The sequence below is a fragment of the Brevibacillus sp. WF146 genome, assembly GCF_001673705.2.
Taxonomy (GTDB): Bacteria; Bacillota; Bacilli; order Brevibacillales; family Brevibacillaceae; genus Brevibacillus; species Brevibacillus thermoruber.
Map to the genome: position 1 here is coordinate 1165365 of NZ_CP109943.1, position 25464 is coordinate 1190828.

Annotated in this window: 23 protein-coding genes, 1 pseudogene and 2 riboswitches; of the genes and pseudogenes, 17 read left to right on the forward strand and 7 right to left on the reverse strand. The window is 58.6% G+C overall.

Annotated elements, in window-relative coordinates; translation table 11 throughout:
* Positions 1 to 71 precede the first annotated feature (71 nt).
* Together A6764_RS05670 and A6764_RS05675 are read left to right on the forward strand one after the other, a co-directional pair.
* On the forward strand, positions 72 to 890 hold the full coding sequence (locus tag A6764_RS05670) for an alpha/beta fold hydrolase (RefSeq protein WP_065067105.1): 819 nt from the start codon (positions 72 to 74) through the stop codon (positions 888 to 890).
* Between the two features lie 90 nt (positions 891 to 980).
* Positions 981 to 1682, forward strand: a complete 702-nt coding sequence (locus A6764_RS05675; protein ID WP_065067104.1) for a hypothetical protein — start codon at positions 981 to 983, stop codon at positions 1680 to 1682.
* Positions 1683 to 1805: 123 nt separating this feature from the next.
* Here the strand turns inward: A6764_RS05675 and A6764_RS05680 are convergent, their stop codons facing one another.
* A complete protein-coding gene (locus A6764_RS05680) occupies positions 1806 to 2669 on the reverse strand; it encodes a metal-dependent hydrolase (RefSeq protein ID WP_065067103.1) in 864 nt (287 codons plus the stop codon).
* Between the two features lie 102 nt (positions 2670 to 2771).
* Here A6764_RS05680 and A6764_RS05685 point away from each other — a divergent pair.
* From A6764_RS05685 to A6764_RS05735, 11 genes and pseudogenes are all read left to right on the forward strand, one after another.
* Positions 2772 to 2891, forward strand: a pseudogene (locus A6764_RS05685) (VOC family protein); the annotation flags it as partial.
* 72 nt (positions 2892 to 2963) lie between these two features.
* Positions 2964 to 3209 (forward strand): hypothetical protein, encoded by a 246-nt coding sequence (locus A6764_RS05690; RefSeq protein WP_035299706.1) that lies wholly within the window; start codon positions 2964 to 2966, stop codon positions 3207 to 3209.
* Positions 3210 to 3507: 298 nt separating this feature from the next.
* Positions 3508 to 4578 carry a ribosome small subunit-dependent GTPase A gene (rsgA, locus tag A6764_RS05695; RefSeq protein WP_065067102.1) on the forward strand — a complete coding sequence of 357 codons (1071 nt, stop codon included), beginning with the start codon at positions 3508 to 3510 and terminating at the stop codon, positions 4576 to 4578.
* Between the two features lie 121 nt (positions 4579 to 4699).
* A riboswitch (purine riboswitch) is annotated at positions 4700 to 4801 on the forward strand.
* A gap of 208 nt (positions 4802 to 5009) precedes the next feature.
* Positions 5010 to 5600 carry a xanthine phosphoribosyltransferase gene (locus tag A6764_RS05700; RefSeq protein ID WP_035299709.1) on the forward strand — a complete coding sequence of 197 codons (591 nt, stop codon included), beginning with the start codon at positions 5010 to 5012 and terminating at the stop codon, positions 5598 to 5600.
* Between the two features lie 42 nt (positions 5601 to 5642).
* On the forward strand, positions 5643 to 6953 hold the full coding sequence (locus A6764_RS05705) for a nucleobase:cation symporter-2 family protein (protein WP_065067101.1): 1311 nt from the start codon (positions 5643 to 5645) through the stop codon (positions 6951 to 6953).
* Positions 6954 to 7369: 416 nt separating this feature from the next.
* A complete protein-coding gene (locus A6764_RS05710) occupies positions 7370 to 8368 on the forward strand; it encodes a LacI family DNA-binding transcriptional regulator (protein ID WP_065067100.1) in 999 nt (332 codons plus the stop codon).
* A 217-nt stretch (positions 8369 to 8585) separates the two neighbouring features.
* Entirely contained in the window at positions 8586 to 10040 is a 1455-nt protein-coding gene (locus A6764_RS05715) for an aldehyde dehydrogenase family protein (protein ID WP_083989803.1), read from the forward strand.
* 36 nt (positions 10041 to 10076) lie between these two features.
* Complete coding sequence (locus A6764_RS05720; protein WP_065067099.1) at positions 10077 to 11252, forward strand: iron-containing alcohol dehydrogenase; 1176 nt, start codon at positions 10077 to 10079, stop codon at positions 11250 to 11252.
* A gap of 49 nt (positions 11253 to 11301) precedes the next feature.
* The gene (locus tag A6764_RS05725) at positions 11302 to 12063 is read left to right on the forward strand and encodes an SDR family NAD(P)-dependent oxidoreductase (RefSeq protein WP_065067098.1); all 762 of its coding nucleotides are present in this window, start codon (positions 11302 to 11304) and stop codon (positions 12061 to 12063) included.
* Positions 12060 to 13004: a 3-hydroxyacyl-CoA dehydrogenase family protein gene (locus A6764_RS05730; RefSeq protein ID WP_065067097.1), complete on the forward strand. Its 945-nt coding sequence runs from the start codon at positions 12060 to 12062 to the stop codon at positions 13002 to 13004. The genes A6764_RS05725 and A6764_RS05730 overlap by 4 nt, the downstream gene beginning before the upstream one ends.
* 205 nt (positions 13005 to 13209) lie before the next feature.
* Positions 13210 to 13638, forward strand: coding sequence for a VOC family protein (locus tag A6764_RS05735; protein ID WP_065067096.1), 429 nt, complete (start codon positions 13210 to 13212; stop codon positions 13636 to 13638).
* A gap of 179 nt (positions 13639 to 13817) precedes the next feature.
* Here A6764_RS05735 and A6764_RS05740 read toward each other — a convergent pair whose 3' ends face one another.
* Positions 13818 to 14042, reverse strand: a complete 225-nt coding sequence (locus tag A6764_RS05740) for a hypothetical protein (protein WP_065067095.1) — start codon at positions 14040 to 14042, stop codon at positions 13818 to 13820.
* A 132-nt stretch (positions 14043 to 14174) separates the two neighbouring features.
* Between A6764_RS05740 and A6764_RS05745 the strand changes: the two genes are divergently transcribed.
* Positions 14175 to 14660, forward strand: coding sequence for a hypothetical protein (locus A6764_RS05745; protein WP_029098547.1), 486 nt, complete (start codon positions 14175 to 14177; stop codon positions 14658 to 14660).
* Here the strand turns inward: A6764_RS05745 and A6764_RS05750 are convergent.
* The 4 genes from A6764_RS05750 to A6764_RS05765 form a co-directional block, all read right to left on the reverse strand.
* The gene (locus A6764_RS05750) at positions 14582 to 16165 is read right to left on the reverse strand and encodes a DUF2723 domain-containing protein (RefSeq protein ID WP_264622443.1); all 1584 of its coding nucleotides are present in this window, start codon (positions 16163 to 16165) and stop codon (positions 14582 to 14584) included. The genes A6764_RS05745 and A6764_RS05750 overlap by 79 nt on opposite strands.
* 120 nt (positions 16166 to 16285) lie before the next feature.
* Entirely contained in the window at positions 16286 to 17215 is a 930-nt protein-coding gene (locus tag A6764_RS05755) for an FTR1 family iron permease (RefSeq protein ID WP_029098549.1), read from the reverse strand.
* Between the two features lie 85 nt (positions 17216 to 17300).
* Positions 17301 to 18809, reverse strand: coding sequence for a copper amine oxidase N-terminal domain-containing protein (locus A6764_RS05760; protein WP_065067094.1), 1509 nt, complete (start codon positions 18807 to 18809; stop codon positions 17301 to 17303).
* A gap of 29 nt (positions 18810 to 18838) precedes the next feature.
* Positions 18839 to 19873: a hypothetical protein gene (locus A6764_RS05765; RefSeq protein ID WP_264622444.1), complete on the reverse strand. Its 1035-nt coding sequence runs from the start codon at positions 19871 to 19873 to the stop codon at positions 18839 to 18841.
* 270 nt (positions 19874 to 20143) lie between these two features.
* A riboswitch (SAM riboswitch) is annotated at positions 20144 to 20263 on the forward strand.
* 118 nt (positions 20264 to 20381) lie between these two features.
* Between A6764_RS05765 and A6764_RS05770 the strand changes: the two genes are divergently transcribed.
* The 3 genes from A6764_RS05770 to A6764_RS05780 are packed head-to-tail and all read left to right on the forward strand — an operon-like array spanning position 20382 to position 24076.
* Positions 20382 to 21524, forward strand: coding sequence for a sugar ABC transporter substrate-binding protein (locus A6764_RS05770; protein ID WP_044897306.1), 1143 nt, complete (start codon positions 20382 to 20384; stop codon positions 21522 to 21524).
* 31 nt (positions 21525 to 21555) lie between these two features.
* Complete coding sequence (locus tag A6764_RS05775; RefSeq protein ID WP_264622445.1) at positions 21556 to 23091, forward strand: sugar ABC transporter ATP-binding protein; 1536 nt, start codon at positions 21556 to 21558, stop codon at positions 23089 to 23091.
* Entirely contained in the window at positions 23069 to 24076 is a 1008-nt protein-coding gene (locus tag A6764_RS05780; protein ID WP_065067093.1) for an ABC transporter permease, read from the forward strand. The genes A6764_RS05775 and A6764_RS05780 overlap by 23 nt, the downstream gene beginning before the upstream one ends.
* A 65-nt stretch (positions 24077 to 24141) precedes the next feature.
* Here A6764_RS05780 and A6764_RS05785 read toward each other — a convergent pair.
* A protein-coding gene (locus A6764_RS05785) for an IS3 family transposase (protein WP_413541954.1) occupies positions 24142 to 25292 on the reverse strand; the annotation gives its coding sequence in 2 pieces (ribosomal slippage) (positions 24142 to 25031 and positions 25031 to 25292; 1152 coding nt in all).
* Between the last annotated feature and the right edge of the window lie 172 nt (positions 25293 to 25464).

The following is a 25464-nucleotide window of genomic DNA, read 5'->3' on the forward strand; positions in this document are numbered from 1 at the left end:
TGCGCGTGTTGTGTGAATTGTCTGGACACATCCGGGTGATGTGTGTAATAGTGGTGGCGGGGTGATAAAAAATGGAAATCGATCTCGTAACGCAATCCGGATGGATCGAAGCGAACGGCACCCGCTTCTACTACGAAGCACAGGGAACGGGAGAGCCGCTGCTGCTGATTCACGGACGTAATCTGGACACGCGCATGTGGGAGAGACAGGCGGCGGTGTTTGCCCAAACCTATCGCGTCATCCGCTTTGATCTGCGCGGCATGGGCCGGACGCCCATCGGGGAGGGCCCCTATACGCTGTACGGGGATGCCCGCGCCGTGCTGGAGGGATTGGGCGTGAAACGGGCCCATGTCGTCGGCCTGTCATTCGGCGGGACGGTGGCCCAGGAGTTTGCCCTGGCCTGGCCGGAGATGGTGAAGCGGCTCGTACTCGTCTCTTTCGGTCTGCTCGGCCATCCGCGATCGGAACGGCGGCAGCGGGATGCCGGCCGCTTGGCGGAGCAGTTCGAATCAGGCACCCGGGAAGAGGCGGTGGAGTTGACGGCGCGGATGTGGTTTGACGGGCCGGATCAGCCGGTCAACACGGAGGCGGGGGAAGCGAGGGAGAGCTTCCGGCTGATGACCGCGCATGCCTACTCGCTGCCGCCGGTGACGCAAATGCCCGCGTGGCTGTCACCGCTGCCGAAAGACCGGCTGGAAGAGATCCAGGCACCGACGCTGGTGATTGCCGGCGGCAGAGACTACGAGGACTTTTTGCAGATCGCCGACGAGCTGGCGGCACGCATACCCGGCGCGGAAAAAGCGGTGCTGGAGGCGTCGGCCCACATTCCGCCGATGGATCAGCCGGAGGCGTTCAACCGGCTGGTGCTCGACTTCCTGGGGCGGAAGTAAAGGGAAACCGCAGCGAAGACACGGGGGGAAGGCAAACCGCCCAACATGGAGTGCACCAATCATTGCAAAGCGAGAAAGGAACGAAAAGCAATGATGCGAGCAGGAAAATGGCTGATCATCGCCGTGATCGCGGGGATGGCGGTGGGCTGTGTACAAACGTCCGGCCAGCAGGCGGAACAGCAGCCATCCGATGCAGCGGCCGAGCGTTCATCCGCCATCCCCGAATGGCCGTTCGATTCATTTAAACAGAAGTTTAGTCAACCGGATCTTATCGACAAAGAGGATGTTACGCTCGTTACGCTGCGCATGAATCGAACGAGAAAGTCCCCCGAAATCGCCGCCTTTCTGACTACGAGCCATTTGGAAGGCTGGTTTGTGCTGTACGCCGAAGAAAACGGTGTGTACAAGGAAGTGTATGCCAAACAAGAGCCTGTGTATGGGGTACAGGTTCACGGTGCCGGTGATCAAATGATTTCGTTTCTATCCGGCGTTGGCGGTTCGGGTGTGCAGAAGAACAATTTCCATCTGCTCTCATACACGCAGCAGGGGTACAAGGAAGTGTGGAGCGGCTTGGCATATGATCTGTTGGCGAACGGCCCTCCTCCGTTTCATCAGACGATCGGCACAATTTATACCGAGGAACATACAGGAAAGCTTTATCACCAACTGACTGCCTACACATATAACGAGGACTTCTCTCGAACAAGTTCGACCAAACAGCTCACCCACGTCTATCACTATGACGAAGAGAAGTCGATCTTTATCCCTCTTCACGACACCGGACGGGAATAGGGGAAAGGGATGCAGATCAGGCGTACTGCTTCGCCCGCCGCACGTTTCGGTTGTTTCAGACAGCCAACATTCCGGCCGCCGTTCCGCTGACGCGGCGGGCTGATAGCCGTGATCGTGTCCCAGCTACTTGTCGATGGACTCGTACAAAAACGACCCGCCCCGGTCCCAAAAGCGCGGATCGTAGACGGCCAGCCGCTCGGGCGTGTCGACGACGACCACCATCGGCGCCCACTGATAGAGCGTGCGGGCGGCCGGATTTTGCGCAAACAGCGGCGTCAGGTCGGCCTGTTCGGCGGAGGTGAGGCGCTGAAGCAGCACCGGCTGGGACCAGACGGAGGCGCGGTGAATGTCCACGGTGGTTCCCTGTTTGCCGATCACCTTGTACGAACCGGGCAAAAAGTCGGCGGCCAGCACGACCTGATCGTACCGGTCCGCGAACGAATGCTTGACGATCAGTCCCTGCACCGTCTGGCTGGCGATTTCCAGCACCAGCAGGCAGGCGGCGGCGCGGAAGACGAGATGGCGCGGCCATCTGCCGAACCGGCTGAGGAGATAGCCGGCGAGAATGATCGCCCACATGACCAGGTCGATGATCGGGACGGTGCCGATGGCGACGCGCTCCCGGAAAAACGGCTCCCAGTAGCCGGTGCCCCACGGGTTGAAAATGTCGGTGGTGATGTGGACAAAGACGGCGAGCATGGCGAGCGGGAAGATGCGCTTGTCTGCGACCCGCCACCACAATCGGGCGGCGGCGGTCAAGAGCGCCGCCCACACCGGCACGAGAAAGACGGAGTGGGTAATGCCGCGATGCCACATCAGGTATTGACCGCCTGTGTCCCACAATTGGGAGACGACGTCGATGTCGGGCAGCTCGCTGCCGGCCAGCGAGGTAAACAAGAGCGCCCGTTTTTCCGCTTTGGACAGGTGCTCGGTGCGAATGGACCTGTAGAGAACCGCGCCGATGAGTGCATGTGTGACCGTATCCATGTATGAGAGAACCCCCTCCTGCTGCACAGCGTGGTAAGGTAAGCGTACCATAGAATCATTCCGGCAAACAGCGGGGACAGCCCCTGAAGGAGGTACATACCGATGATCACTCGCATTGCAACCGTAGCCGTTTACGTGGAAGACCAGCAGGCCGCCCTGAAGTTCTGGACGGAACAAGTGGGATTCGTCGTGCATCGCCAGGAGCAGATGACGCCGCAGGCCTGTCCGTCCGGCCGCCGATGCATGGTATAATGAAACGGCAGACAAAAATTGCATATCCTGGAGTGGAGAAAGATGGAAGCAATCATCGTAGTTGCCGTATTGTTGATTTTCCTGCTGTTGGTGCTCGCGTCGACCGCCAAAAAGGCGGGCATCCGACGATCCTCCGCGTCCGGCGGTGACGGTGCGTCGCCCGGGCCGTTCTACGTCGATAGCGACGGCAAAGACCGCGATTCCGACGGCATCTGGGGAGACGGAGACAGCGGAGGAGGAAGCGACGGTGGAGGCGACGGCGGTGGAGGCGGCGGTGGCGGCGATTGACGCCGTCGCGTGCGGCGGAAAGCCCGGCTCAAAAAACGGGCATCCCGTACTGTTGCTCCCCGTTCAACCGTGGTACAATAAGCGGTAATCACATCACCAGACCCGGTTCGCCGGTCTGAAAGGAGAGATGTCCATATGGTAAAAACGCCGATTGTTGAGATTGTTCAAGCTGTTGGGGTCACGGGAATCCTCCTTTCAGCCGGACGGTAACCGTTCTTCTTGCCAGAGGATTCCCTGTGACGGGTTGTGGGCCTGTTTGTTTGGACCAGACAAAACCTTTTGCAGGAGGAATCCGTACGTGAACAACGATTTGCAGGCATGGGGCTGGAACGACCATTTCGCAGCCCACTTCGCTCCGTTTGCGGAGCAGGATGTAAGTGTGGGGCGCATTGTCCTGGAACACAAACGATTGTACCGCGTGGTGACGGAACACGGCGAGCTCTTGGGGGAAGTGACGGGCAGGTTCCGCTATGCGGCCACCGGACGGGAGGACTATCCGGCGGTGGGGGATTGGGTGGTCATCAGCCCCCGCGTCGAGGAGAAACGGGCGTCCATCCACGCCGTGCTCCCGCGCATGAGCAAGTTTTCCCGCAGGGCGGCGGGCGAGACGGTGGAGGAGCAGATCGTCGCCGCCAACGTGGATACCGTGTTTCTTGTCAACGCGTTGAACAACGATTTTAACCTGCGCCGGATGGAGCGCTATCTAATCTTGGCGTGGGAAAGCGGGGCCAACCCGGTCATCGTGTTGAGCAAGGCCGATTTGTGCGAGGATGTGGAGCGCAAGGTGGCCGAAGTGGAGTCGGTCGCCGTCGGGGTGCCGATCCACGTGATCAGCGCCGAACGGGGCGAGGGGCTGGACAGCCTGGCCTCGTACCTGCGGGAGGGGCAGACCGTCGCGCTGCTGGGCTCCTCCGGGGTGGGCAAATCCACGCTGATCAACCGGCTGGCCGGTATGGACCTTCAACGGGTCAACGACGTGCGCAGGAAAGACGACCGCGGCCGACACACCACGACGCACCGCGAGCTGTTCCGGCTGCCCGCCGGGGGCCTGATGATCGACACGCCGGGCATGCGGGAACTGCAGTTGTGGGAGGCGGACGACGGGTTCCGCGACGCCTTTGACGACATTGAAACACTGGCGGAAGCCTGCCGCTTTCGCGACTGCCGCCACGGACGGGAGCCCGGCTGTGCGGTTCAGGCGGCGCTGGCCGACGGTTCGCTGGAGCGGGCCCGCTTTGACAGCTATCGGAAGCTGCAGCGGGAACTGGCCCATCTGGCCCGCAAGGATGACGCCAGACTGCAGGCGGCCGAAAAAAACAAGTGGAAGAAAATCTCGATGGCGATGCGCCACGCCAAGCCCAAGCGGTAGGCGGCCCGCCATCCCAGCCTGACGAACCCTCGCGCAGTGCGAGGGTTCGCGCTTTTTCAGCCGGCTGCCGCAAAATTACGCTTGCCCCGCCGACAGGTAGTGTGGTAGATTTGTCAGTATCAACCGAACATCGACGCAAGCTCGTATAATTTTGGGAATATGGCCCATAAGTTTCTACCAGGTGACCGTAAATCGCCTGACTACGAGTGAAAGAGTGCCTAGGGTTCCGTTTTGCCCGCCGGTCCGTGTTGCGGCCGTCCGGCAAAAGTCCGGTCCGAGCGGCGCTGGCACGTCATTCGTGCTACACCTGAGGGAAAAAAGCCCAGAGGGACAGGTTTCACTTGGAGTTGGTCTGCCTGCCAGCCGGTGAACTGTCCGCTCTGGGTTTTCTTGTTTTGTGGCCGTGCAGCCGATAGGAGGAGGAGAACAACGTGAAAGAATTGAAGGAGCGAATCGTCCGGGACGGCAAGGTGCTGTCCGACACGGTGTTGAAGGTGGACGCGTTTTTGAATCATCAGGTAGACCCGCAGTTGACGATGAAGATCGGCCAAGCGTTCGCCGAGATCTTCCGCGGAGAGCGGGTCAGCAGGGTGCTGACGGTGGAAGCGAGCGGCATTCACTTTGCGATGGCGACAGCGTACGCGCTGGGCGTGCCGTTTGTCTACGCGAAAAAGAAAAAAGCCGTCACCTTGAGCGATGAGGTGTATTCGGTACCCGTCCACTCCTTCACCCGCCAGGAGACGTACCAAATCAGCATCGCCAAACCGTACCTGTCGTCCCATGACCGGGTCCTGATCGTCGACGACTTTCTCGCCACCGGGGCGGCGCTGGTGGGGTTGGCTACAATCGTAAAGGAAGCGGGGGCGCACCTCGTCGGCGTCGGCGCGGTGATCGAAAAAAGCTTCCAGGAAGGGCGCGGTCTGTTGGAGCAGATGGGTGTCCGCGTCGAGTCGCTGGCCCGCATCCAATCGATGCAGCCGGGCGCCATCCAGTTTATCGAGCCTGTGTCCGCTCGCGTCTAGTCGGGTACGCGGGGAATCCCATTCACAGAGAGGAGAACACTCATGCTGTCCAAACAAAAACTGCTGACGCTGGGCATGCAGCACGTATTGGCCATGTACGCGGGGGCGGTAATCGTGCCGCTGATTATCGGCGGCGCGCTGAAACTGGCGCCCACTCAGATCGCCTACCTGATCGCGGCCGACCTGTTCACCTGCGGACTGGCCACCCTGCTGCAGGTGATCGGCACGCGCTACACCGGGATCAGACTGCCGGTCGTGCTCGGCTGTACGTTTACCGCGGTGGGGCCGATTATCGCCATCGCCTCCGGCAGCAACCTGGCCACCGCCTACGGAGCGATCATCGTCTCCGGTCTGTTTGTCGTGCTGGCCGCGCCGCTCTTCGGCAAACTGCTGCGCTTTTTCCCGACCGTCGTCCAGGGCTCCGTGGTTACGATCATCGGGCTGTCGCTGATTCCCGTCGCCATGAACAACGCCGCCGGCGGTGCAGGCAGCCCGGACTTCGGCCAACCCCGCAACCTGCTGCTGGCATTCGGAACATTGGTCATCATTTTGCTTATCAATCGCCTTTTTACCGGGTTTATTCGCGCCATCTCGGTGCTGCTCGGCCTGGTGATCGGAACGGCAGCGGCGTACGCGATGGGCATGGTCCATTTTGACGCCGTGACAGAGGCATCCTGGGTCAGCATCGTGCAGCCGTTCTATTTCGGGGTGCCCGAGTTTCACATCGTCGCGATTCTCACCATGATCCTCGTGAACATCATCAGCATGGTGGAGTCGACCGGCGTCTATTTTGCTCTCGGCAGAGTGACGGACAAGGACGTCAGCAGCCAGGACGTCGTCAAAGGATTGCGCGGCGAAGGGATCGCGATCATGCTTGGCGGGATTTTCAACGCCTTCCCCTACACCGCCTTTTCGCAGAACGTCGGCCTGGTGTCCCTGACGCAAATCAAGACCCGTGACGTAATGGTTGCCGCCGGTGGCATTCTCGTGGTGCTCGGCCTGCTCCCGAAGCTGGCCGCGCTGACCACCGTCATCCCCAATCCGGTGCTGGGAGGCGCGATGATCGCCATGTTCGGCATGGTGGTGGCATCCGGGATCAACATTTTGTCGCAAGTCGATCTGCGCCAAAACGAGAACCTGCTGATTGCCGCCTGCAGCATCGCCGTCGGGCTTGGGTCCGCTGCCGTCCCGCAGATGTTTGATCAACTGCCGACGATGGCGAAAATGATCCTGCAAAACGGCATCGTCACCGGTTCCATCACCGCCGTCGTGCTGAACATGCTGCTCGTGCACGGCAGGCAAACACAAAAACGCTCTACGCCGGTCCATACGGGCACCGTTACAGAGGCGTAGGGAAAAAAGGAATCTTCCTCCGCCTGTCCATGGACCTTTTACCAGCGTATTCGTAGTTGCAATAACCCGTTGACTCTAGTCAACGCCTTGGTATAGGTTAGAGGTAACCTTACTTTAACAGCAGAAATGCTGTCGGACACCTTATTTTAGAGACAGGTACGGACTAAAATCTGTGCCTGTCTCCAGTCTTTTCCGTCAGAGTGTCTCTAATTTTTTGGCTGATCGCGTTTTGATGTGCCTTAGGTGCGAATTTACCTTCACTGTATAACCGTTCTTTTATGATTCGTCGTTTCCGCAGGAAGTGGCCGAGAAAGCAAGACCAAAATTCTTAAATATAAAAAAATATAGACAAATTACAAAACAGCCAGTATACTGATTTCTGCCAATGAATACGTATACATTCGAGGTAACGTTCCATGATCTCCTCCAAAGATGTTGCAAAATTGGCGGGTGTGTCCCAAGCCACCGTTTCCCGCGTACTGAACAACGCGAAAAGCGTGAAGCCCGAGACGCGAAAAAAGGTGCTTCAGGCGATGGAAATCCTGCGCTATCAGCCCAATCTCATTGCCAGGAGCCTGGTGACGAACAGCACGAAAACCATCGCCTTGATTTCCGGTACGCTCAAAAACGGATTCTTCGTGGAAACCACCGACTCCATTATCAACCTGGCTACCAAACACGGCTACAAAACCATGGTGTACTTTGAGGGCGAGGCAAAGCTGAAAGACATTGTTGACACCGTAATGGGAAACAAGGTTGACGGCATCCTGATGTCATCCATCCTGCTGGACGATCCCCTGTTTCACGAAATCGAGCAGTCCGGCATCCCGTACATGTTTTTCAACCGCCGCCCGAGGAACGGAGGGAATTACGTTGTTCTGGACAACACGATGGCAGGCGAAATGATTACCAAACATCTGTTGGACCTGGGACATGAACGGATTGCCTACATTACGGGCGAACCCACTATCTCCACCTTTCTTGAACGGAAAACGGGGTTTGAAAAAGCGATGAGAGAAGCCGGCATCGAAATCGATCCGCACCTGGTGTTTGTTACAAACACGACATCGGCCGAGGTGGAAAAAATCACCTGGAAGCTGATGAACCTGGATGAACCGCCCACGGCGATCATCTGCGCGACTGACACCATGGCGTTGGCCTGCATGGATACCATCATGTCGATGGGCCTGTCCATCCCGGATGACGTAAGTCTGGTCGGGATTGATGACATCAAGATTTCCTCCCATCGCGCCATCCAATTGACAAGTATCGGTCATCACAAGTTCAAGATGGGGGAGATTGCAGCCGAAAACCTGATGGAGATGATTCAGCAAGGGGGCCGCCCGAAACAGCCACGACAGATTGTGCTGCAGCCCGAGCTGATTGTTCGAAAGACGACTGCCCGCCGCAAGTAGCCATGGCCAGGACACCTGCTTTTGGATGTTTTTGAATACGTATTCATTTGGAAGCGCATTCAAGAATAAGCATCTGATCAAGAGGTTTTTACATGCGCTTGAAGTTCTGGAGAATGGAGCAATCGCACTGGAAGGAACGGGGAAGGAACTGCTTGCCAACGCACATGTCAAAAAAGCGTTTTTCGGGATGTAACAACCCATAGGAGGAGTGGTGGAGATGAATCAAAGTGAGATCACCGTCATGCACGTCGGCTCCCTCATCGACGGAAACGAGGTTACCGGGGGCGGCCGGATTCGACACGAGGTTCGCAGTCCGTACAATGGCGAACTGGTCGGTCTTGTGGACTTTGCGACGAAAGAAGATCTGGAACATGCCATCCAAACCGCCCACCGGGTCTTTCAGCAAACCATGAAAAAAATGCCCGCGTACCAGCGGTCCGAGATTTTGCGGAAAGCAGCCGATGCCCTCGAGGCTCAAAGGGAGGACTTTGCTCACCTCCTGTCTCGTGAAGCGGGCAAGCCGATCCGCGATGCGCGGGGAGAAGTGGGACGTGCGGTGCAGGTTTTGCGTTTCGCTGCCGACGTGGCGAAGGCCAACGACGGCGAACTCATCAAAATGGACAGTGCGGTCGGCGGAGAAAACCGAATCGGATTTGCCCGCCGTTATCCGGTTGGGGTGGTCGCCGCCATAACGCCGTTCAATTTCCCGCTGAATCTCGTTTTGCACAAGGTGGCCCCGGCCATTGCGGCAGGCTGCACAGTGGTCGTCAAGCCGGCCGAAAAAACGCCGCTGTCCGCGTTGAAACTCGCCAAGCTGCTGCTTCAGGCAGGGCTGCCGAAAGGGGCTTTGCATGTCGTGATGGGCACCGGTCCGGATCTGGGGGAACCGCTTGTCACCCACCCGCTGGTAAAGAAGGTGACCTTCACGGGAAGCGGGCCGGTCGGCTACAAAATCAAGCAACTGGCGGGCAGCAAAAAAGTAACCCTGGAGCTGGGCTCGAATGCGCCCAATCTTATCTTCGAGGATGCCAACCTGGACGCAGCGATTTCCAGCATCGTGACGGGCGGTTTTGCCTATGCCGGTCAAGCGTGCATCTCGGTGCAGCGCATCTATGTGCAAAAGACGCTGTACCAGACGTTCCTCGATCGGTTTGTGCCGCGGGTGGCGAGCCTGCGGGTAGGGAATCCGGCCGAGGAAACAACGGATGTAGGTCCGCTGATTACGGAGGAGGCGGCCGTACGCGTGGAACAATGGGTGCAGGAAGCGGTAGAAAACGGTGCGAAAGTGCTCACCGGCGGCAAGCGGGAAGGAGCCATTTACCATCCCACGGTTCTTGTGGATGTCAAGCCGGACATGAAAGTCGTTTGTCAGGAAGTATTTGGCCCTCTCGTTGTCGTCATCCCGTTTGACACGGAAGAAGAAGCGGTATCACTCGCGAACGCTTCCGATTATGGCCTGCAGGCGGGCGTTTTCACGTCGGATATCAATCGCGCGTTTCGCCTGGCCGACAAGCTGGAAACAGGCGGGGTCTGGATTAACGACGTGTCAACCGTTCGCCAGGACAACTATCCATACGGTGGCGTAAAACGTAGCGGGATCGGAAAAGAAGGCGTGAAATATGCCGTTGAGGACATGACCGAAGTGAAATTTATCGGTGTGAAGCTGCTGTAGACGAAAAATACGTGCGGGATGGGAGAGGAATGAAAGATGAGCATTAGCGTGTTTCGAACACCGAATGAACTCGTGACGGGAATCGGCTCGATTGCACACATTGGGGAGAAGGCCAGGAAGCTGGGGGCAACAAAGGTTTTGGTGGTGACCGACAAGGTGTTGAATCAAACGGGTCTGGTCGACAAGGTCGTAACCCCGCTGGCGCAAGCAGGCCTGCCGGTCCATGTGATTGATGAAGTAATACCGGAGCCACCGTTTGAAAATCTGGAGCATCTTGCCTCCCAGGTCAGGGATCAGGGTTATGACGTGTTCGTCGGGATCGGTGGCGGGAGCGTGCTGGATGTGACCAAGGCCTTGTCCATCATGATGACCAACACGGACGATGTGCGCGACCTGGTGGGCATTGACAAGGTGGCGAACAAGGGCGTGCCTTTCATCCTCGTGCCGACCACTTCCGGAACCGGGTCGGAAGTTACCTGCAACGCCATTTTTACGGACACGCGCGACCAGGTAAAAAAGGGAATCGTCTCGCCGTTCCTGCTCCCGGATGTGGCCATTGTCGATCCGGAACTAACGGTGACGGTGCCTCCATCCGTCACGGCTGCGACGGGGATGGACGCGTTTGTACATGCGGTGGAGTCCTATACGGCGATTCGGGCGAATGAACTGACGGACGCCATTGCCCTGCACGCGATCAAACTGGTTTCCCGTTCCCTTCGCCAAGCTGTGTATCAGGGACATCATCTCAAAGCGCGCGAAGACATGGCGATGGGAAGTCTGCTCGCCGGCATTTCGCTGGGCAACGCCGGGGTAGGAGCCGTCCATGCGCTGGCCTATCCGCTGGGAGGCAAATTCAAAGTGCCCCACGGGGTGGCAAACTCCTTGCTGCTCCCCTACGTCATGAAGTACAACGTGGTTTCGAATATTCCCAAATTTGCGGAAGTGGCCAGGGCGATGGGAGAAAACGTAGACGGGTTGTCGCTTCGCGATGCAGCATATCGGGCGGTCCACGCCATCGCCAAACTCTCTCAAGACGTGGGGATTCCCGCCAGCATCAGGGACGTTGGCGTGAAAGAAGAAGACATTCCGGCCTTGGCAGAGGAAGCAAGCAAAATCGACAGACTGCTGAACAATAATCCACGCTGGTTGACGGTTGCTGACATCGAAACCATTTACCGTGAATCGTTCGGCGGCAAACTGTTTCAGGAATAATTGCGAACATCCAGCCATACTGGCTTCATTAGGGGAGGAGGGGGACCGTTTGAACGAGTTTGCGGATCTCAAGGGAAAACGAGTGTTGGTCACGGGCGGAAGCAAAGGCATCGGGAAAGACATCGCGCTGGCATTTGCACAAGCCGGTTCTGTCGTGACGATTACAGGAAGAGGAGAAGAGGCACTCCGCGAGACGTTACAGGCATTGCAAACGTATCAACCCGAGTGTTTCATTGCCCAAGCGGACATGCAGCAAACCAAAGAGGTTCTGGCCATGGTGGAGGACGCTGCGGATAAAATGGGGGGCATTGACATTTTGGTGAACAATGCGGGAACCAACATTGCCAAACCGGCATGGGATGTAACGGAAGACGATTGGGACCGGGTGCTGGATACCAATCTGAAAGGAGCGTTTTTCTGTTCGCAGCGGGCTGCGAAATACATGGCGGAAGGGAAGGGAGGAAGAATCATCAATATCGCTTCCCAGATGGCGTTCGTCGGGTATTACAAACGGGCGGCCTATTGTTCCAGCAAGGGGGGAATGGTCCAGCTCACCAAGGCATTGGCGGTGGAGTGGGCGGAATACAATATCAAGGTGAACGCGGTCGCTCCCACGTTTATCGAAACCGAACTCACGTCCAAAATGTTCGAGGACCGGCAGTTTTATGAGGATGTCATCCGGCGCATTCCATTGGGCAGATTGGCTTCCCCACGGGATGTGACGGGCGCGGTACTTTTCCTGGCGTCTGACTTGGCGCGATTTGTCACCGGGGAGACCATTCGGGTAGATGGAGGCTGGACTGCGATATGACCGTAACGAGAGAACGATTGGTTGTTCTGGGAACAGGCACCATGGGACATTCCATCGCGCTGGCGGCGGCGTTGGCGGGATGTCCGGTAAACGTGTGGGGAACCGATGAAGCGGATATCCGCCGCGGACAAACCGGCATCGAGGAAAAGCTGCGTGTGCTGCAACGCCATGAAGTGATTGACACGCAGGGGGCAGCCGACATTCGGTCCCGGATTTCGTTTGACGGTTCGTTGGAGACATGTGTGTCGGAAGCAACGTTCATCATCGAGGCGATTCCGGAAATCCTCGCGCTGAAACAGGAGATGTTCCATAAATTGGAAACGCTCTGCGGGCCGGACGTTGTGTTTGCCAGCAACACCTCGGGGCTGAGGCCGACGGCGATCGCGGCGCTCACGACGCATCCGGAGCGGACGGTCGTGACTCATTTCTGGAATCCCGCCCACCTGATTCCCTTGGTGGAAGTGGTGCGAGGAGAAAAAACGTCGGACGACACGGTGCGCCGTTCCCTGGAATTGCTGCGGACGTTGAGAAAAAAGCCGATTCTGGTGCAGAAGGAAACGCTCGGGTTTATCGGCAATCGCCTGCAGTACGCCCTGTTTCGCGAAGCTCAGTATCTGTTGGAGCAGGGGGTTGCGAGCATCGAAGAGATTGACGATGCCGTTCGCTACAGCATCGGACGCCGTCTCACGGTAACCGGCCCGTTCATGAGTGCGGACATGGGCGGCTTGGATGTGTTTGATGCCATCTCTGCCTATTTGTTTCCCGACCTGAGTACCGACCAGGCCTCTCTCGAAACGATGCGGCGTTTGGTGGACGAAGGCAAATACGGCCAGAAAAACGGCCACGGTTTTTATCAATGGACACCGGAATTTTCACAAAAGATGAACGACGAGCGGGAAACGGAACTGATTCATTGGCTGAAAAAAGATTGGGGGATCTAGCAGAATCCATCTTGTTTTCAAGCCATGCTTCATTTTTCCTTCCTGGGAACCACACGATTATTTACATACCGGAATTGTTTTCTAATCGGATGATGGGTCATAATGGAGAGTGTGGTTGGTTTTGATACGTGTCAAACTGTGGCCCGTACGAGTTTTGAGACTGGAAAAACGAAAAAATAACGAGGACCCAAGGAGCTGATTCGTGATGACACTGCGATTGATCCCCTATCTGGTCATGGACGGAAATGCCAAGGAAGCCATTCAATTTTACGAAAAAGCACTGGATGCCAAAATCCTGTTTTACCAAACGTTCGGCGAGATGCCGGAAAACCCCGAATTTCCCCTGCCGGAAGAGGCGAAGGACCGCGTGTCGCACGCCTTGGTAAGGGTCGGCGAATCGGACCTCATGTTTTCCGATACGTTTCCAGGCCAACCCCATCAGAGCGGCAGTCAGGTCACCATCTGTATCTCAACAAACGACAAGGAAAAATCGAAACGAATCTATGAAGCCTTAAAGCAGGGCGGTCAAGTGAACATGCCGCTGCAAGAGACGTTTTTCAGCCCGGCGTACGGGATTGTAACGGACAAGTTTGGCGTGACCTTCAAAATTAACACGGAGGGTAAACAACATTAACGAAAACGGCTCTGTTCGCGTCGCTTGCGACAGAGCCGTTTTCCGCAGTCCATGCCGTCACTTGCCTCACCGGCTTCCCCGTCGTCGAGCGGGACGGGAACCGGCGGCGCTGCCGGGCCGGCTGATGGACACGCAAAAAGGCGGACCCGAATCATGGGGTCCGCCTTTTTCCTTGGCGATTACGCCTGCCCCTGCTGCTGTTGGGACTGCATGTGCAGGGCCGATTGGACTTGCGAGATCATGGTTTGCGCCTGGGCGATCTCCTGGGACGCCTGCTTCAGCGCTTCTTCCGCCAATTGCGGGTTGGCTGCGGACTGTTCGATCGCCTGCGTAATCATGTTCTTCGCAAGAGTTGTGCACGCTTCCGCCTTTTTTAACTGGTCGGTGTTGACTTGTGCCGGCATGTGCCTTCCTCCTCTGCGTCAAGATCGGGTTCACACCTCGTAGCATCTCTCGCAGCAGCGGCAATTATGTATGCAGGGCAGCCCATCCCTCGCCGGATCACCGGCATACCATACAGGAGGGAGGTGTGCCGGATGAAAACACGGCTGACTCGGACGGTCGAACGGGTCGAGCAGGCGTTCTGGACGATCGTGTTTTCCGCACGGAAACAGGCGGGCGAGCGGGGCGTCCTGCTGCCGAAGCGGTTTGCCAGCAAAGCGAAAATCGAACGGTTCCTGCGGAAAACCATGACGCCCTGTCTGGCCAAACGGGTAATCGGCAGCCTGGATTTGCGGCGCATCCGCGGTCGTCTGGCGATCCCGGTCGGAGACGGAATCGGCGCGCCGCCGATCGTCAAGGCGCGGGTGCTGGCGGCAGCCGGGCGGACCGCGACCGTCGCCGTCTGGTTTGCCTTTGACAGGGACGACCGGTTTTTCCGCGTCTACCAACTGCGGCGGAAGGCAGACGGCCGCTGGATTGTCTTTGGACGTCACCCGCTGGACTATCCGTTCGGCAGGGCCGGCGGCCGTCGGCGCGAACCGTCTGTCGGCTGCTGTGCGCCCTGCGTCGGCAGTTCGTAGAGGATCACCGTATGGTACGTGGGGTAGAGGAAGGGATCGGCTGAAAAGCGCGCCACTTCCTTCGCCGCCGGCCGCAGCTCCGGCGGAAATCCGTCCAGGACCGCGTTGGTGACCAGCACCCGGGAGACGGTGGAGGCGTGAAGCGTAAGGGACTGGGCGAAATAGGCGAACCGTCTGACGCGTTCCGTCTCGTAGGCGGGGGCGTAATAGTCAAACAGACGCTCTTCCTCCCAGGTGTACAGCAGGGTGCCCTCCGGGGGATACCGGGATTCCACGAACCGCACCAACTGCAGCGCGGGCGGAGGATCCAGATGACGCTGAAGCACGGCTGCCTGGCGGACGGTCAGGACGGCCAGGACGCCCGCAAACAACATACAGACCGCCGCTTTTCCCGCAAACCGGCGGGGCCGGTTTCCCAGCACGGAAAAACCGTGCGCGACGAGCAGCAGGAGCAGCGGCAGCAGCGGCAGGATGTGCCGGGCCTTTTCGCTGTTTTGGCCGAAAAACGCCCACAGCGCGTAAGGTCCGACGGCCAGCGCCAGGAACCAGACCACGGCGGGTTGGGGGCGCCGGCGCAGCAGGTCGGCGGCCCCTGCCGCCGCGCCGCCGATCAAGACGGCGAGAACCGGGACGTTGAGCCATCCCGTCAGCCCTTGAGCAAATGCCTCCTCCGATGTGCCAATCAGGCCGTTCAGCGTTAAGCGTTCCCAGAGAAAACCGTACAGGCGCTCCCCCCAGGAGGCGCTGGAGGAAAAGGACGTGCCGCCCCAATCGGTGAAGTGACCGACGGTAAACGCCTGCCCCAACTGCCAAAACGGGACAAGCCCGCCTTCGGTCGCGGCGGTGGGAAGCAGCCAGCCGGCCAGTGCAGCCAAGAACAGCAGCACGACCACGGCCGTACGGGCGATAAAGCCCCCGAGACTGCGGCGTTCCCGAAACAGCCGGAACAGCGGGTGAAGGAGCAAAAAGCCGAACGGAAAAGAAGACAGGCGAATGCCCAACAGCAGCGCAAACCAGACAGCGGCAAGGCAGGTGAGCAGAAACAGCGGCCGTCCGCTCAGGTACAGGGTAGCGGCGATGACGGCCAACAGCACCAGGACCGCCAGCAGGCCAAACGCGTCCGACATGGGCTGCACGGCGGTGAGCCCCAGCAGCGGACTGGCCGCGAACAGGAGCATTGCTGTCCATCTGGATCGGGCGTCGGGCAGCAGCTTTTGGGCCAACAGGTAAAACGGAATCAGGGAGAGCGCTCCGCACCAGACGGACAAGAGCGTCAGCGCGCGAACCGGCTCTTCCGCGAACGGCAGGAACAGATGGCCGGCGAGGATGTACAGCGGATAGCCGGGAAAGTGGGGCTGCATGTTGAAGATGTCGTACCGCTGGAGCGCGAGGGCAAAATCGACGGCGTCCCAGCTTTCCGCGTACACCCCGGCAAACGGGAGGCGGAGGGCCCAGACGGCCGCTGTCAAGAAAATCAGGATGATGGCATTTCGAAAAAACGGCATGTCGGACACCCCCTCCTTCTGCCTGGGGTCTCGGTACTGCTCAGTGGCGGAACGCCACATGCCGCGGCTTTGATCCGCGGCATGCTGCCGGGTGCTGTCCCGACGGATCGCTGCCGCCACTCACGCCGCCGGCGGCTGATGGGCTGCGTCCTCCTTTTGCCGCTGCTGCCGGACCGACCGCCAGCGGATGAGGAAAACGATGACGAGGTAGTACAGCCAGTACGCGGCGAACTCCTCCACCGACGGATTGTGCGTATAGCCGAGCAGCGCTTTGAGGAAAATGCCTACCTGACCGCTCAGCAGCGGAGCGGTTCCGTAATCGCGGATGTAGTGCTGTTCGTCGACTGGATGCTCCGGCAGGATGGAGACGATGTTGTACACTTCCCCGATGTCTCCGGCCGGCGTGCGGTAGACGCTGCCGATCAGCCCCAGGTCCTGCATGACGCCGACGCCCTGGGCGAACAGGCCGGCGGCGATGATCAGGATGATCACCTTAGTGACGGTAAAAAAGGTGCGCAGCGGCAATTTTTTGCTGCTGTTGAAAAAGAGATACGACAGCACACAGGCCAGCCCCAATCCGGCCAGCGCTCCCCAGCTTGTCAGCGCCTTTTGGATGTCCCCGCCGCTGATTGCCGCAAAGAAGAAGACGGTCTCCACGCCTTCCCTCAGCGTCACGAGAAAGGAGTGGACGATCAGGTTGGCTACGCTGCCCGCCGTCAAAATCTTGTCCAGCCTGCTGTGCATGTCGCTTCGCATGTCTTTTTGCTGGCCGGACATCCACACCGCCATGTGCGTCAACAGCAGGGAGGAAGCGAACAGCATGCCGATCCGCATGTAGTTTTCGCTCGCCATCATGCGGAAGTCGGTGAGCACGATTTGAAACAGGAGAGCGACGAGAAAACTGGCGAAAAGAGCCAAACCGGCGCCGGCCCACACCCATTTGTTCCACTGGCGGGCGCCGACGCGGGTGAGATAGGTGACGATAATGCCGATGATCAGCAGGGCTTCGAAAGCTTCCCGCAGGGTGATGAGAAACGCCTGTATGTCCATGGGTACCTCCCCCTTCTACGACGGAGAGAGACCTCTCCGCGCGGAAGAGGTCGCTCCCGTTTTTTCGATATGGACGGTTGGCTGTTTACAGCACGATGACCGTTCGGCTGGAGGCGTCGTAGAACACATGCTGTCCCAGTGCCTGAGAGACGGCGCGGAGCGGAATGAACGTCCGGCCGTTCTTGATCAACGCCGGTTGATCGAACGTGTACTCCAGCGTTTTGCCGTCTTTGACGATCGCTGTGCCGCCTACCAGGAATTCAATCGTGGAACCGTCTTTTTCTATCACGATTTTTGTCTTCGCGCCCGCTTTTTCCGCCTTGATCGAGCCGCCGAGCGCTTCCACCAGCGCCCGGGCGGGGACCAGCGTGCGGCCCTTTGCAACAAACGACGGGGCGTCGATGGTCACTACTTTGCCGTTTGCGTTCAGCTTCGCTTCGCCGATTTGGAAGGTGACGCCGATTTGGCCGCTGAGCGCTTTCAGCACGTTGATGACGCTGGCGGTCGCTTTGGCCTTGTCGCCCGCTTTCACTGCTTCATAGTACGCCTGAGCGTCCAGGCTCATCCGGGCGAAAACGTCCTTGCCCAGCTTTTCCGTCAGCAGCACTTCCATCGCGGAGAGGAACATGTTGCCTTCCATCGCCTGTTCCTGTGCCTTCTCGCGGTTGTCCTTGACCGTCCAGTCGGCGTTCAGCACCTTGTCCGCGTAGCCGGCGATTTTCCCGGTGAGGGCGTGGAAAAACGCGTTCTTCACAGCCGCTTCGCTCAGCTTGGCCGGATCGCCCGATTCGAACGCGGCCTTGATCGCGTCGGCGGACGGCTTGTGGCCGCCGGACATGGAGTTGTAGATCGGCAGGAAGAAAAAGTAGCCCTCCGTCATGCCCACCTTGGCGTCTGCCAGGTTGGTTTTCGCCAGGTCCGGCACTTTTTTCGCGTAGGTGATCGTCGCCAGGTGGAACGTCTTGATCAACGTCTTGTCAAACATCTGGCGGATGACGTTGTAGCCGAGCACGTCCCCACTGTTCACGGCTTCCAGCATCTTCGGAACGATGATCGTGTCCAACTGCTCCTGCATCCGCGTGCCGTACGTGTTGTCACGCTTGATGACCGTTCCCCGAAGGGCGCCGGCGTAGAGCTCGACGGCCTGCTCCACGGCGGTGCGGGCCATGTCTTTTTTTCCTTCGGTCAGAGCGGTTTTGGCCGTTTCCTTGGTCAATTTGGTGATTTGCGCATAAAAGTACCCCTGCAGCCCTTTGTCCACGGCCTGCTTGGCCTGTTGGACGGAGTAATGGCCGGCAGCCGCGCCGTCAAGCACGGCGACGATCAGCGCGTCGGTGTCGGGAATGAGCGCCTGCACTTTGGCCTGGAAGGCGGAGACGTACTGCTGTTTGACCTTGGCGATGTCCACTTGTGCGGCGTCGAACAGCTTTTTGATCTCCTCAAACGCCCGAATGTCCGCTTTTTGCGCGGAGGTGTCCGCGGTCAGACTGAATGCGGCGTAAGCGGCCGGTTGGGAGGCGCCGGTGTCGGCAAAAGCGGCGGCAGGGTTGAGCAGCAGGGCTGCAGCGATCGAGGCGACGGCAAATTTTCGCATGGAACAGTCACTCCTTGTCATGTATGAACTTAGATCCATTTCTTTCGTTTGGCGAGCCAGAACAAGCCGCCGAAAACAATAATCAGACCGCCCATGAGGGAAGCGGTGACCACCGGATTTACTTTGGACGGAGCCGGTTGAGCGCCTTCTCCGGCGGGCGCCGGTTTCGCGGTCTGGCCGTCTGTCTGTCCGCCGGCTGGATTGGCAGACGCCTGTGCGGCCGATTCTCCCTGCCCGGGGGATTGTCCCGGGGCGGCGGGGGAAGCGTCCGTCTGCGCAGGAAGGCTGCCGGACGCCGGCGTTTGTTGGCCGGAAGCGGCAGCGGACGGCTGCGGGCCGGAAGGGGACGAAGCGCTTGCCTTCGTTTTCGTGCCGGCCGGGGAGCCGGAGGACGGCTGGGCAGTTGATGCAGGCTTCCCCGCCGGTGCGGTCTGCGGCGATGAAGCCGTTGGGGCGGACGTTTGGGAGCCGGCGGCGGCAGCTGCCGTTCCCCCTTTCCACGGAAACAGCGGCTGGAGCGTGGAGCGAATCAGTTTGGTCTGCTTCTGGAATTCGTTCTTGTCGGAAGGCACGGTCCCCACACCGAACAGGCCGGGATTGCCCAGCGCGGCCAGCGCTTTGTCGAAAGCGGCGAACGCCGTTTTAGAAGCGCTGTCACTGATGTACGGGGCGAGCACGTTGAGGGTCCCTCTGCCTTTGGCCAAAAGCAGCTTTGCCTTGGCGTAGTCGTCAAACTGCTGCTCGGCGTTTGTCAACCGGCGGTCGATGTTCTTCACCAGCAGCGCTTTGTAGTTGTGCAGGACGAGATCCTTGTTTTGTTGAGAAAAGTTCGCTTCCAGTGTCTGGGCGGTCTGTTGGCCAAACTCCAGGGCGATCTCGTTTTTGCGGCTGAGAAACGCCTGGTGGGCGCCGTTCCAGTCTTCCGGAGTCTGTTCCAGCTTGGCCGCGATCTCCTTGAAGCTCTCCGCGAGGTCTTCCTTGTTCGGGTCGCCGTAGGAATAGGCGAAGGCGGATGCGGGCAGAAGCAGCGCCAGAAACAGGGCGAGCAAGAGGCGCAGCGGCACGGAGCCTCCTCCTTTCTATCATCAAAATAATGATAATCATTATCAAAACGATCTCCTCTCCTGATAATAAAGGGGCATCTCGTACGCGTCAATAAAGATTTTCATTCTCGATGAAAGGAGCACATGCCGTTCCATCCGTTTTTGGAAATCGCTTACAGTATCAAATATTTCTGAGAAACTTCCAAAAACGGGATTGACGGAGCCGCCGGCTTCGATGTATGATGTCCTCATCATCAAAAGCATAGTGGAAAACTTGGAATTACACATGCCTTCTTATCCAGAGCAGGCTGAGGGACTGGCCCGATGACGCCCGGCAACCGACTGTCAAGAGCATGCGGCTCTTGCGGCACGGTGCTAACTCCTGCAGGAATGTTTCCTGAGAGATGAGAGGTGAGCGAGCGAACCGCGCCTCTTTCCTCAGGGAAAGAGGCGTTTGTTTTTTCCGGTTTTTCCGTCCATGCCATCATTTTTCACGCACTCATACGGGGGGATGTACCAGATGAAAACGATGAAAAAATGGATGACAGCCAGTCTCGTCGCGGCTCTTTTGCTGACGGGCTGCACCAGTGAACAGCCGCCGGCGCCGTCTGCCCAGTCCGCCACGTCACAGTCGTCCCAGCCGGCGGCCGCGCCGCAGCAGCCGGCAGCCGCATCACCGGCGGCGTCTACCTCGGCGGCCATTCCGGCGGCAGTGGACAAACCGTTGAAAATCGCTCTGGTCAGCGAGTTCTCCATCGGGACGTTTTCCGCCCAGTACCTGCAGGGAGTCAAAGAGCAGGTGAGCAAATTCGGCGGCGAGCTGGTCGTCTACAACGCGGACGGCGACCTGGGCAAAATGGCGGCCCACCTCGACACCGCAGTCAACCAAAAAGTGGACGGGATCCTGATCAACCACGGCCGTGCGGAAGCGCTTCAGCCGGGCGTGGAGCGGGCGGTCAAGGCGGGGATTCCCGTCGTCGCGTTCGACAACGACCTGGACCAGGTGGACGGCGTCACCGTGATTGACCAGGACGACTACAGCCTGGCCTGGCAGGGGCTGAAAAACCTGGCCCAATCCATCGACGGGAAAGGCAACATCGTCTACATCTGGGTGGGCGGTTTTGCGCCGATGGAAAAGCGCAACCGCGTCTACGAGATTTTTCTCAAGCGCTACCCCAACATCAAGGAGATCGCCCGCTTCGGTTCGGCCACCCCGAACACGGCGCTGGACACCCAGGCGCAGATGGATGCGATCCTGAAAAAGTACCCGAACAAAGGCGACATCGCCGCCGTGTGGGCGCCGTGGGACGAATTCGCCAAAGGGGCTACGCGGGCGATCAAGGCGGCGGGACGGACGGAGATCAAGGTGTTCGGCATCGACTTGTCCGACGAAGACCTGCAGCTCATCCAGGAGAAGGACAGTCCATGGAAAGCGTCGGCGGCGACCGATCCGGCCGACATCGGACGGGTGCAGAGCCGCTTCCTCTACCAAAAGATCGCCGGCGAACACACGCCCAAGTACTTCTCGCTCGATCCGCATCTGGTCAGCCAGGACAAACTGCCGGACAAACCGGTCAACATGTCCGAACTGGCTCAATACGTGAGCGGGTGGGGACGTAGCGACGCCGCCGTCTCGCCGTGGATGGCCGCGCTGGAGGCTAAGCACAAGTGACAGGAACGGACAGATCAGGGAGGGATGCGAGATGACGGCCTCTGTTTTGGAAATGAAGGGGATCGTCAAGCAGTACGGCGGAGTGTACGCCCTGCGCGGGGTGGATTTCACCGTGCGCGGCGGGGAGGTGCACGCCATCCTCGGAGCCAACGGAGCGGGCAAAAGCACGCTGATGAAAATTCTCTCCGGCGCAGAGCAGGCGACGGCCGGCAGCATTCTGATCGACGGCCGCGAGCTTGCGGTCGCCGGACCGCGGGATGCCAAGCGGGCCGGCATCCACCTCGTGCAGCAGGAAGTGGACACGGGGCTGATTCCCTCCCTGAGCGTCGCGGAAAACATCCTCCTGGACCAATCCGTCTCCGCCGGCGGCTGGTGGCATTCGCCGAAGCGGACGGTGGAGCGGGCCCAACAGATTCTCAACCGGTGCGGTTTTTCCCTGCCGCTGAAGGCAAAGGCGGAGGAGCTGACGCTGGCAGAAAAGCAGTTGGTGCTGCTGGCCCGCGCCGTGGCCCAGGACGTCCGCTTCGTCATCTTTGACGAGCCGACCGCGCCGCTCAGCCTGACGGAAGCGGCGGCGCTGTTCGAGCTGATCGCCAGCCTGAAGGCGGCCGGGGTGGGGATCGTCTACATCTCCCACCGGCTGCCGGAGGTGTTCGCCATCGCTGACCGCATCACCGTGCTGCGGGACGGCAGTCGAGTGTGGGAAAAGCGGACGGACCAGACCAGTCCGGAAGAAGCGGTGTCGGCGATGCTGGGCCGACGCGAAGCCAATCGGGCGGACGACCGGACGGGACGCGCGGGCGAGGTGCTGCTGGAAGTGAGAGAACTGCGGATCGGCCACAAGGTGAAGCGGTTTGACGTCCAGGTGCGGCAGGGGGAGATCGTCGCGGTGGTGGGACTGGTGGGCGCCGGCAAGACAGAGGTGTCCCGCGCCCTGTTCGGCGCTGACCGGCTGGACGGCGGCGAGATCCGGCTGCGGGGGCGGACCCTGCGCCTCCGCCATCCGGGCGAAGCGATCCAGAACGGCATCGCGCTGATTCCCGAAGAGCGGCGGCTGCAGGGCATTCTGGTGGAGGAGCCGGTGAAGCACAACCTGACGCTGGCCCACCTGCGGGCGTTTGCGCGGGGAGGCTTTCTTTCGGACAGGGCGGAGCGGGAGGCGGCCCAGTCCCTCGTGGAGCGGCTGGGCATCAAGACGGCCGGGCTGGACCAGCGGACGGGCAGCCTGTCCGGCGGCAACCAGCAGAAAGTGGCGATCGGCAAGTGGCTGTTGACCACGGCCAGCGTTTTCCTCTTCGACGAGCCGACCAAGGGCGTGGACATCGGCGCCAAGCAGGAGATTTTCCGCTTGATCAGGGAACTCGCGGACGAGGGCAGGGGCATCTTGTACTTTTCCAGCGAGATTGACGAAGCGCTGGCGCTGGCCGATCGCCTGATCGTGCTGGAACACGGCCGGACCGCCGCGGAATGGAGCCGGAGCGAATGGACGGAAGGACGGATCACGGCCGAGACGGTGATGTTTTACATGAGTGGAGGGAATCATCATGGAAGCAGTGCTGCAGGGTGAAAAAACAAAACAGACGCGGGGTTCGCTGGCGCAGCGGTACGGTGCACTTTTGGCCATTCTGGCCGTGATCGCGTTTTTCAGCATCGTCAACGAAAACTTTCTCAGCTACGCCAATCTGGTGGACATCCTGCGCTCCATTTCCATCGTGACGCTGGTGGCGATCGGGGTTACCTTTTCCCTGATCGTGGGCGGCTTTGACCTGTCCGTCGGTTCGACGGTCAGCGTGGCGACGGTGCTCTCCGCCTCGCTCATGGTGTGGTACCGGCAGGAACTGCTGGTGGCGTTGGTTGTTCCGCTCCTGGCCGGTCTGGTGATCGGGCTGATCAACGCGCTGTTGGTGGTCAAGGTGCGGATTCCGGACATTCTGGCGACGCTCGTGTCGCTGTACGTCTTTCAAGGCATTCACCTCAGCTACACGCAGGGCTTTTCCATCTACAACAACATGCCGATGGCCGACGGCTCGTCCGCTCCCGGCATCATCATCCCGACGTTTCTCTTCATCGGCCAGGGGGAAATGTGGGGCATCCCCGTCCCTGTCATCCTGATGGCGCTGGCCGTCGCCGGCGTGCACGTGTTTCTCAACTACACCCGTTTCGGACGGATGCTGTACGTCACCGGCGGCAATCTGGAAGCGGCCCGCCTCTCCGGCGTCCCGGTCAACAAGTACCGCACGATGGCCTACATGCTGTCGGCGCTGTTCGCCTCCATCGGGGGGATCGTGCTGACGGCGCGGATCGGCACCGGCCAGGTGATGGCTGGATCGCCGCTGTTGATGGACGCCGTGGCCGCTGCGTTTATCGGGTTTTCCATCTTCGGGCAGGGCAAGCCCAACGCGTTCGGCACCTTTTGCGGCGCCATCCTGATGGGGGTATTGATGAACGGGCTGACGATGATGAACGTGCCGTATTACGCCCAGGACATCGTCAAGGGCCTGGTGCTGGCGGGAGCGCTGACGCTTACCTATCTGCCCAGGCTGAAAAAATAGGCGGGCGGCTGGCGGGCCGCTTGGTCATAGCCCCGTCAAGTAGACAGTAAAAAAAGAGGAATCACCTAAGCGGCGATCGCTTCTCGATATTCAACCGGGGAGAGGTCGCCGAGTTTTTTCTGGAAGCGTTCATTGTTATAGTAGTCGATATATTCAGCAACACATTTACGTGCCGCAGCTTCACTATCTGGCTTCGCCAGGTAAAGCTTTTCCGTTTTCAGATGGGAAAAGAACGACTCGATACATGCGTTGTCAAAGCAATTCCCGCGTCTTGAATGGCTTCCCATAAGTTCTTTCTCCTCGAGTAGATCCCTGTACGATTTGGTTGTGTATTGAAATCCTTGGTCGGAATGGAGAATAGCGTTTTTGGCGTTCAGTTGCTTTACGGTGTCCAATACGAGCTGGAGATCGTTACGCGCGGATAGCTCCCATGCTACGACTTCCTTGTTACAAAGGTCTAAAATAACCGACAAATAGACAAAATCATGACCAATTCGAATATAGGTAATGTCAGTCACAAATTTCTTCAAAATGGTTTCTGCTGTAAATTCACGGTTGAGGACATTCGGAAAGACTACGGATGGTTTGCGACCTGCAAATGGCCGTTTCTTGCGGATAACTGAACGAATTCCCAGCTCACGCATCAGCCTACGCACCTTTTTGTGGTTAACCAAAACCCCTTCTTTGTGTAAAGCCGTACGCATACGTTTGTAGCCGAAATAAGGTCGCAGTCGATGAATAGCAAGGATGTGCTCTTTTACATTCGTATCCTGCTCGATACGGGTTTTACGAGATTCCCGGGCAGCTTTCCATTTGTAATAACCCGACCGCGATACTTCGGCAATCTTGCACAGCATGATGATGGGATACTTGTGATTCATTTTTTCGATGGTCCTAAACCGGGCTTGCTGATCCAACTTCCCTCCCCATGCAGATTCGGATTGAGCTTTTTTAGGTATTCGACCTGCGCTTTCAAATAGGCGTTTTCCTCTTCAAGGCTACTGAAGTGTTTCTTATTCCAACGCCCACGATAATCCTCAAACGATTCTCCGCTCTGGTGCTTACGTACCCAACTGATGATCTGTGCATCACTTTTAATTCCCAGCTTTTCTCTTATCTCCTGATAGCTCCACTGCTCTTCCAAACGCAAGCGAAGAGCCTCTTTCTTCGTATCCTCGCTATAACGAGTAAAGACCTGTCCCTTCTTTGGTGGCATGAAAAATCCCCTCCGGTCAACAGTAATGAGTCCATGATATCATGAACTCTTTTTTTACTGTCTACCTTGAGGGGATAATACCAGCTGCTGTCAGGAAGGCCGTTCTTTTTTCCGCGAATGCAGCGGGAAAAGAATGGCTTTTTTTCTGGTTGTTGTAACATTTTCCCGTCTG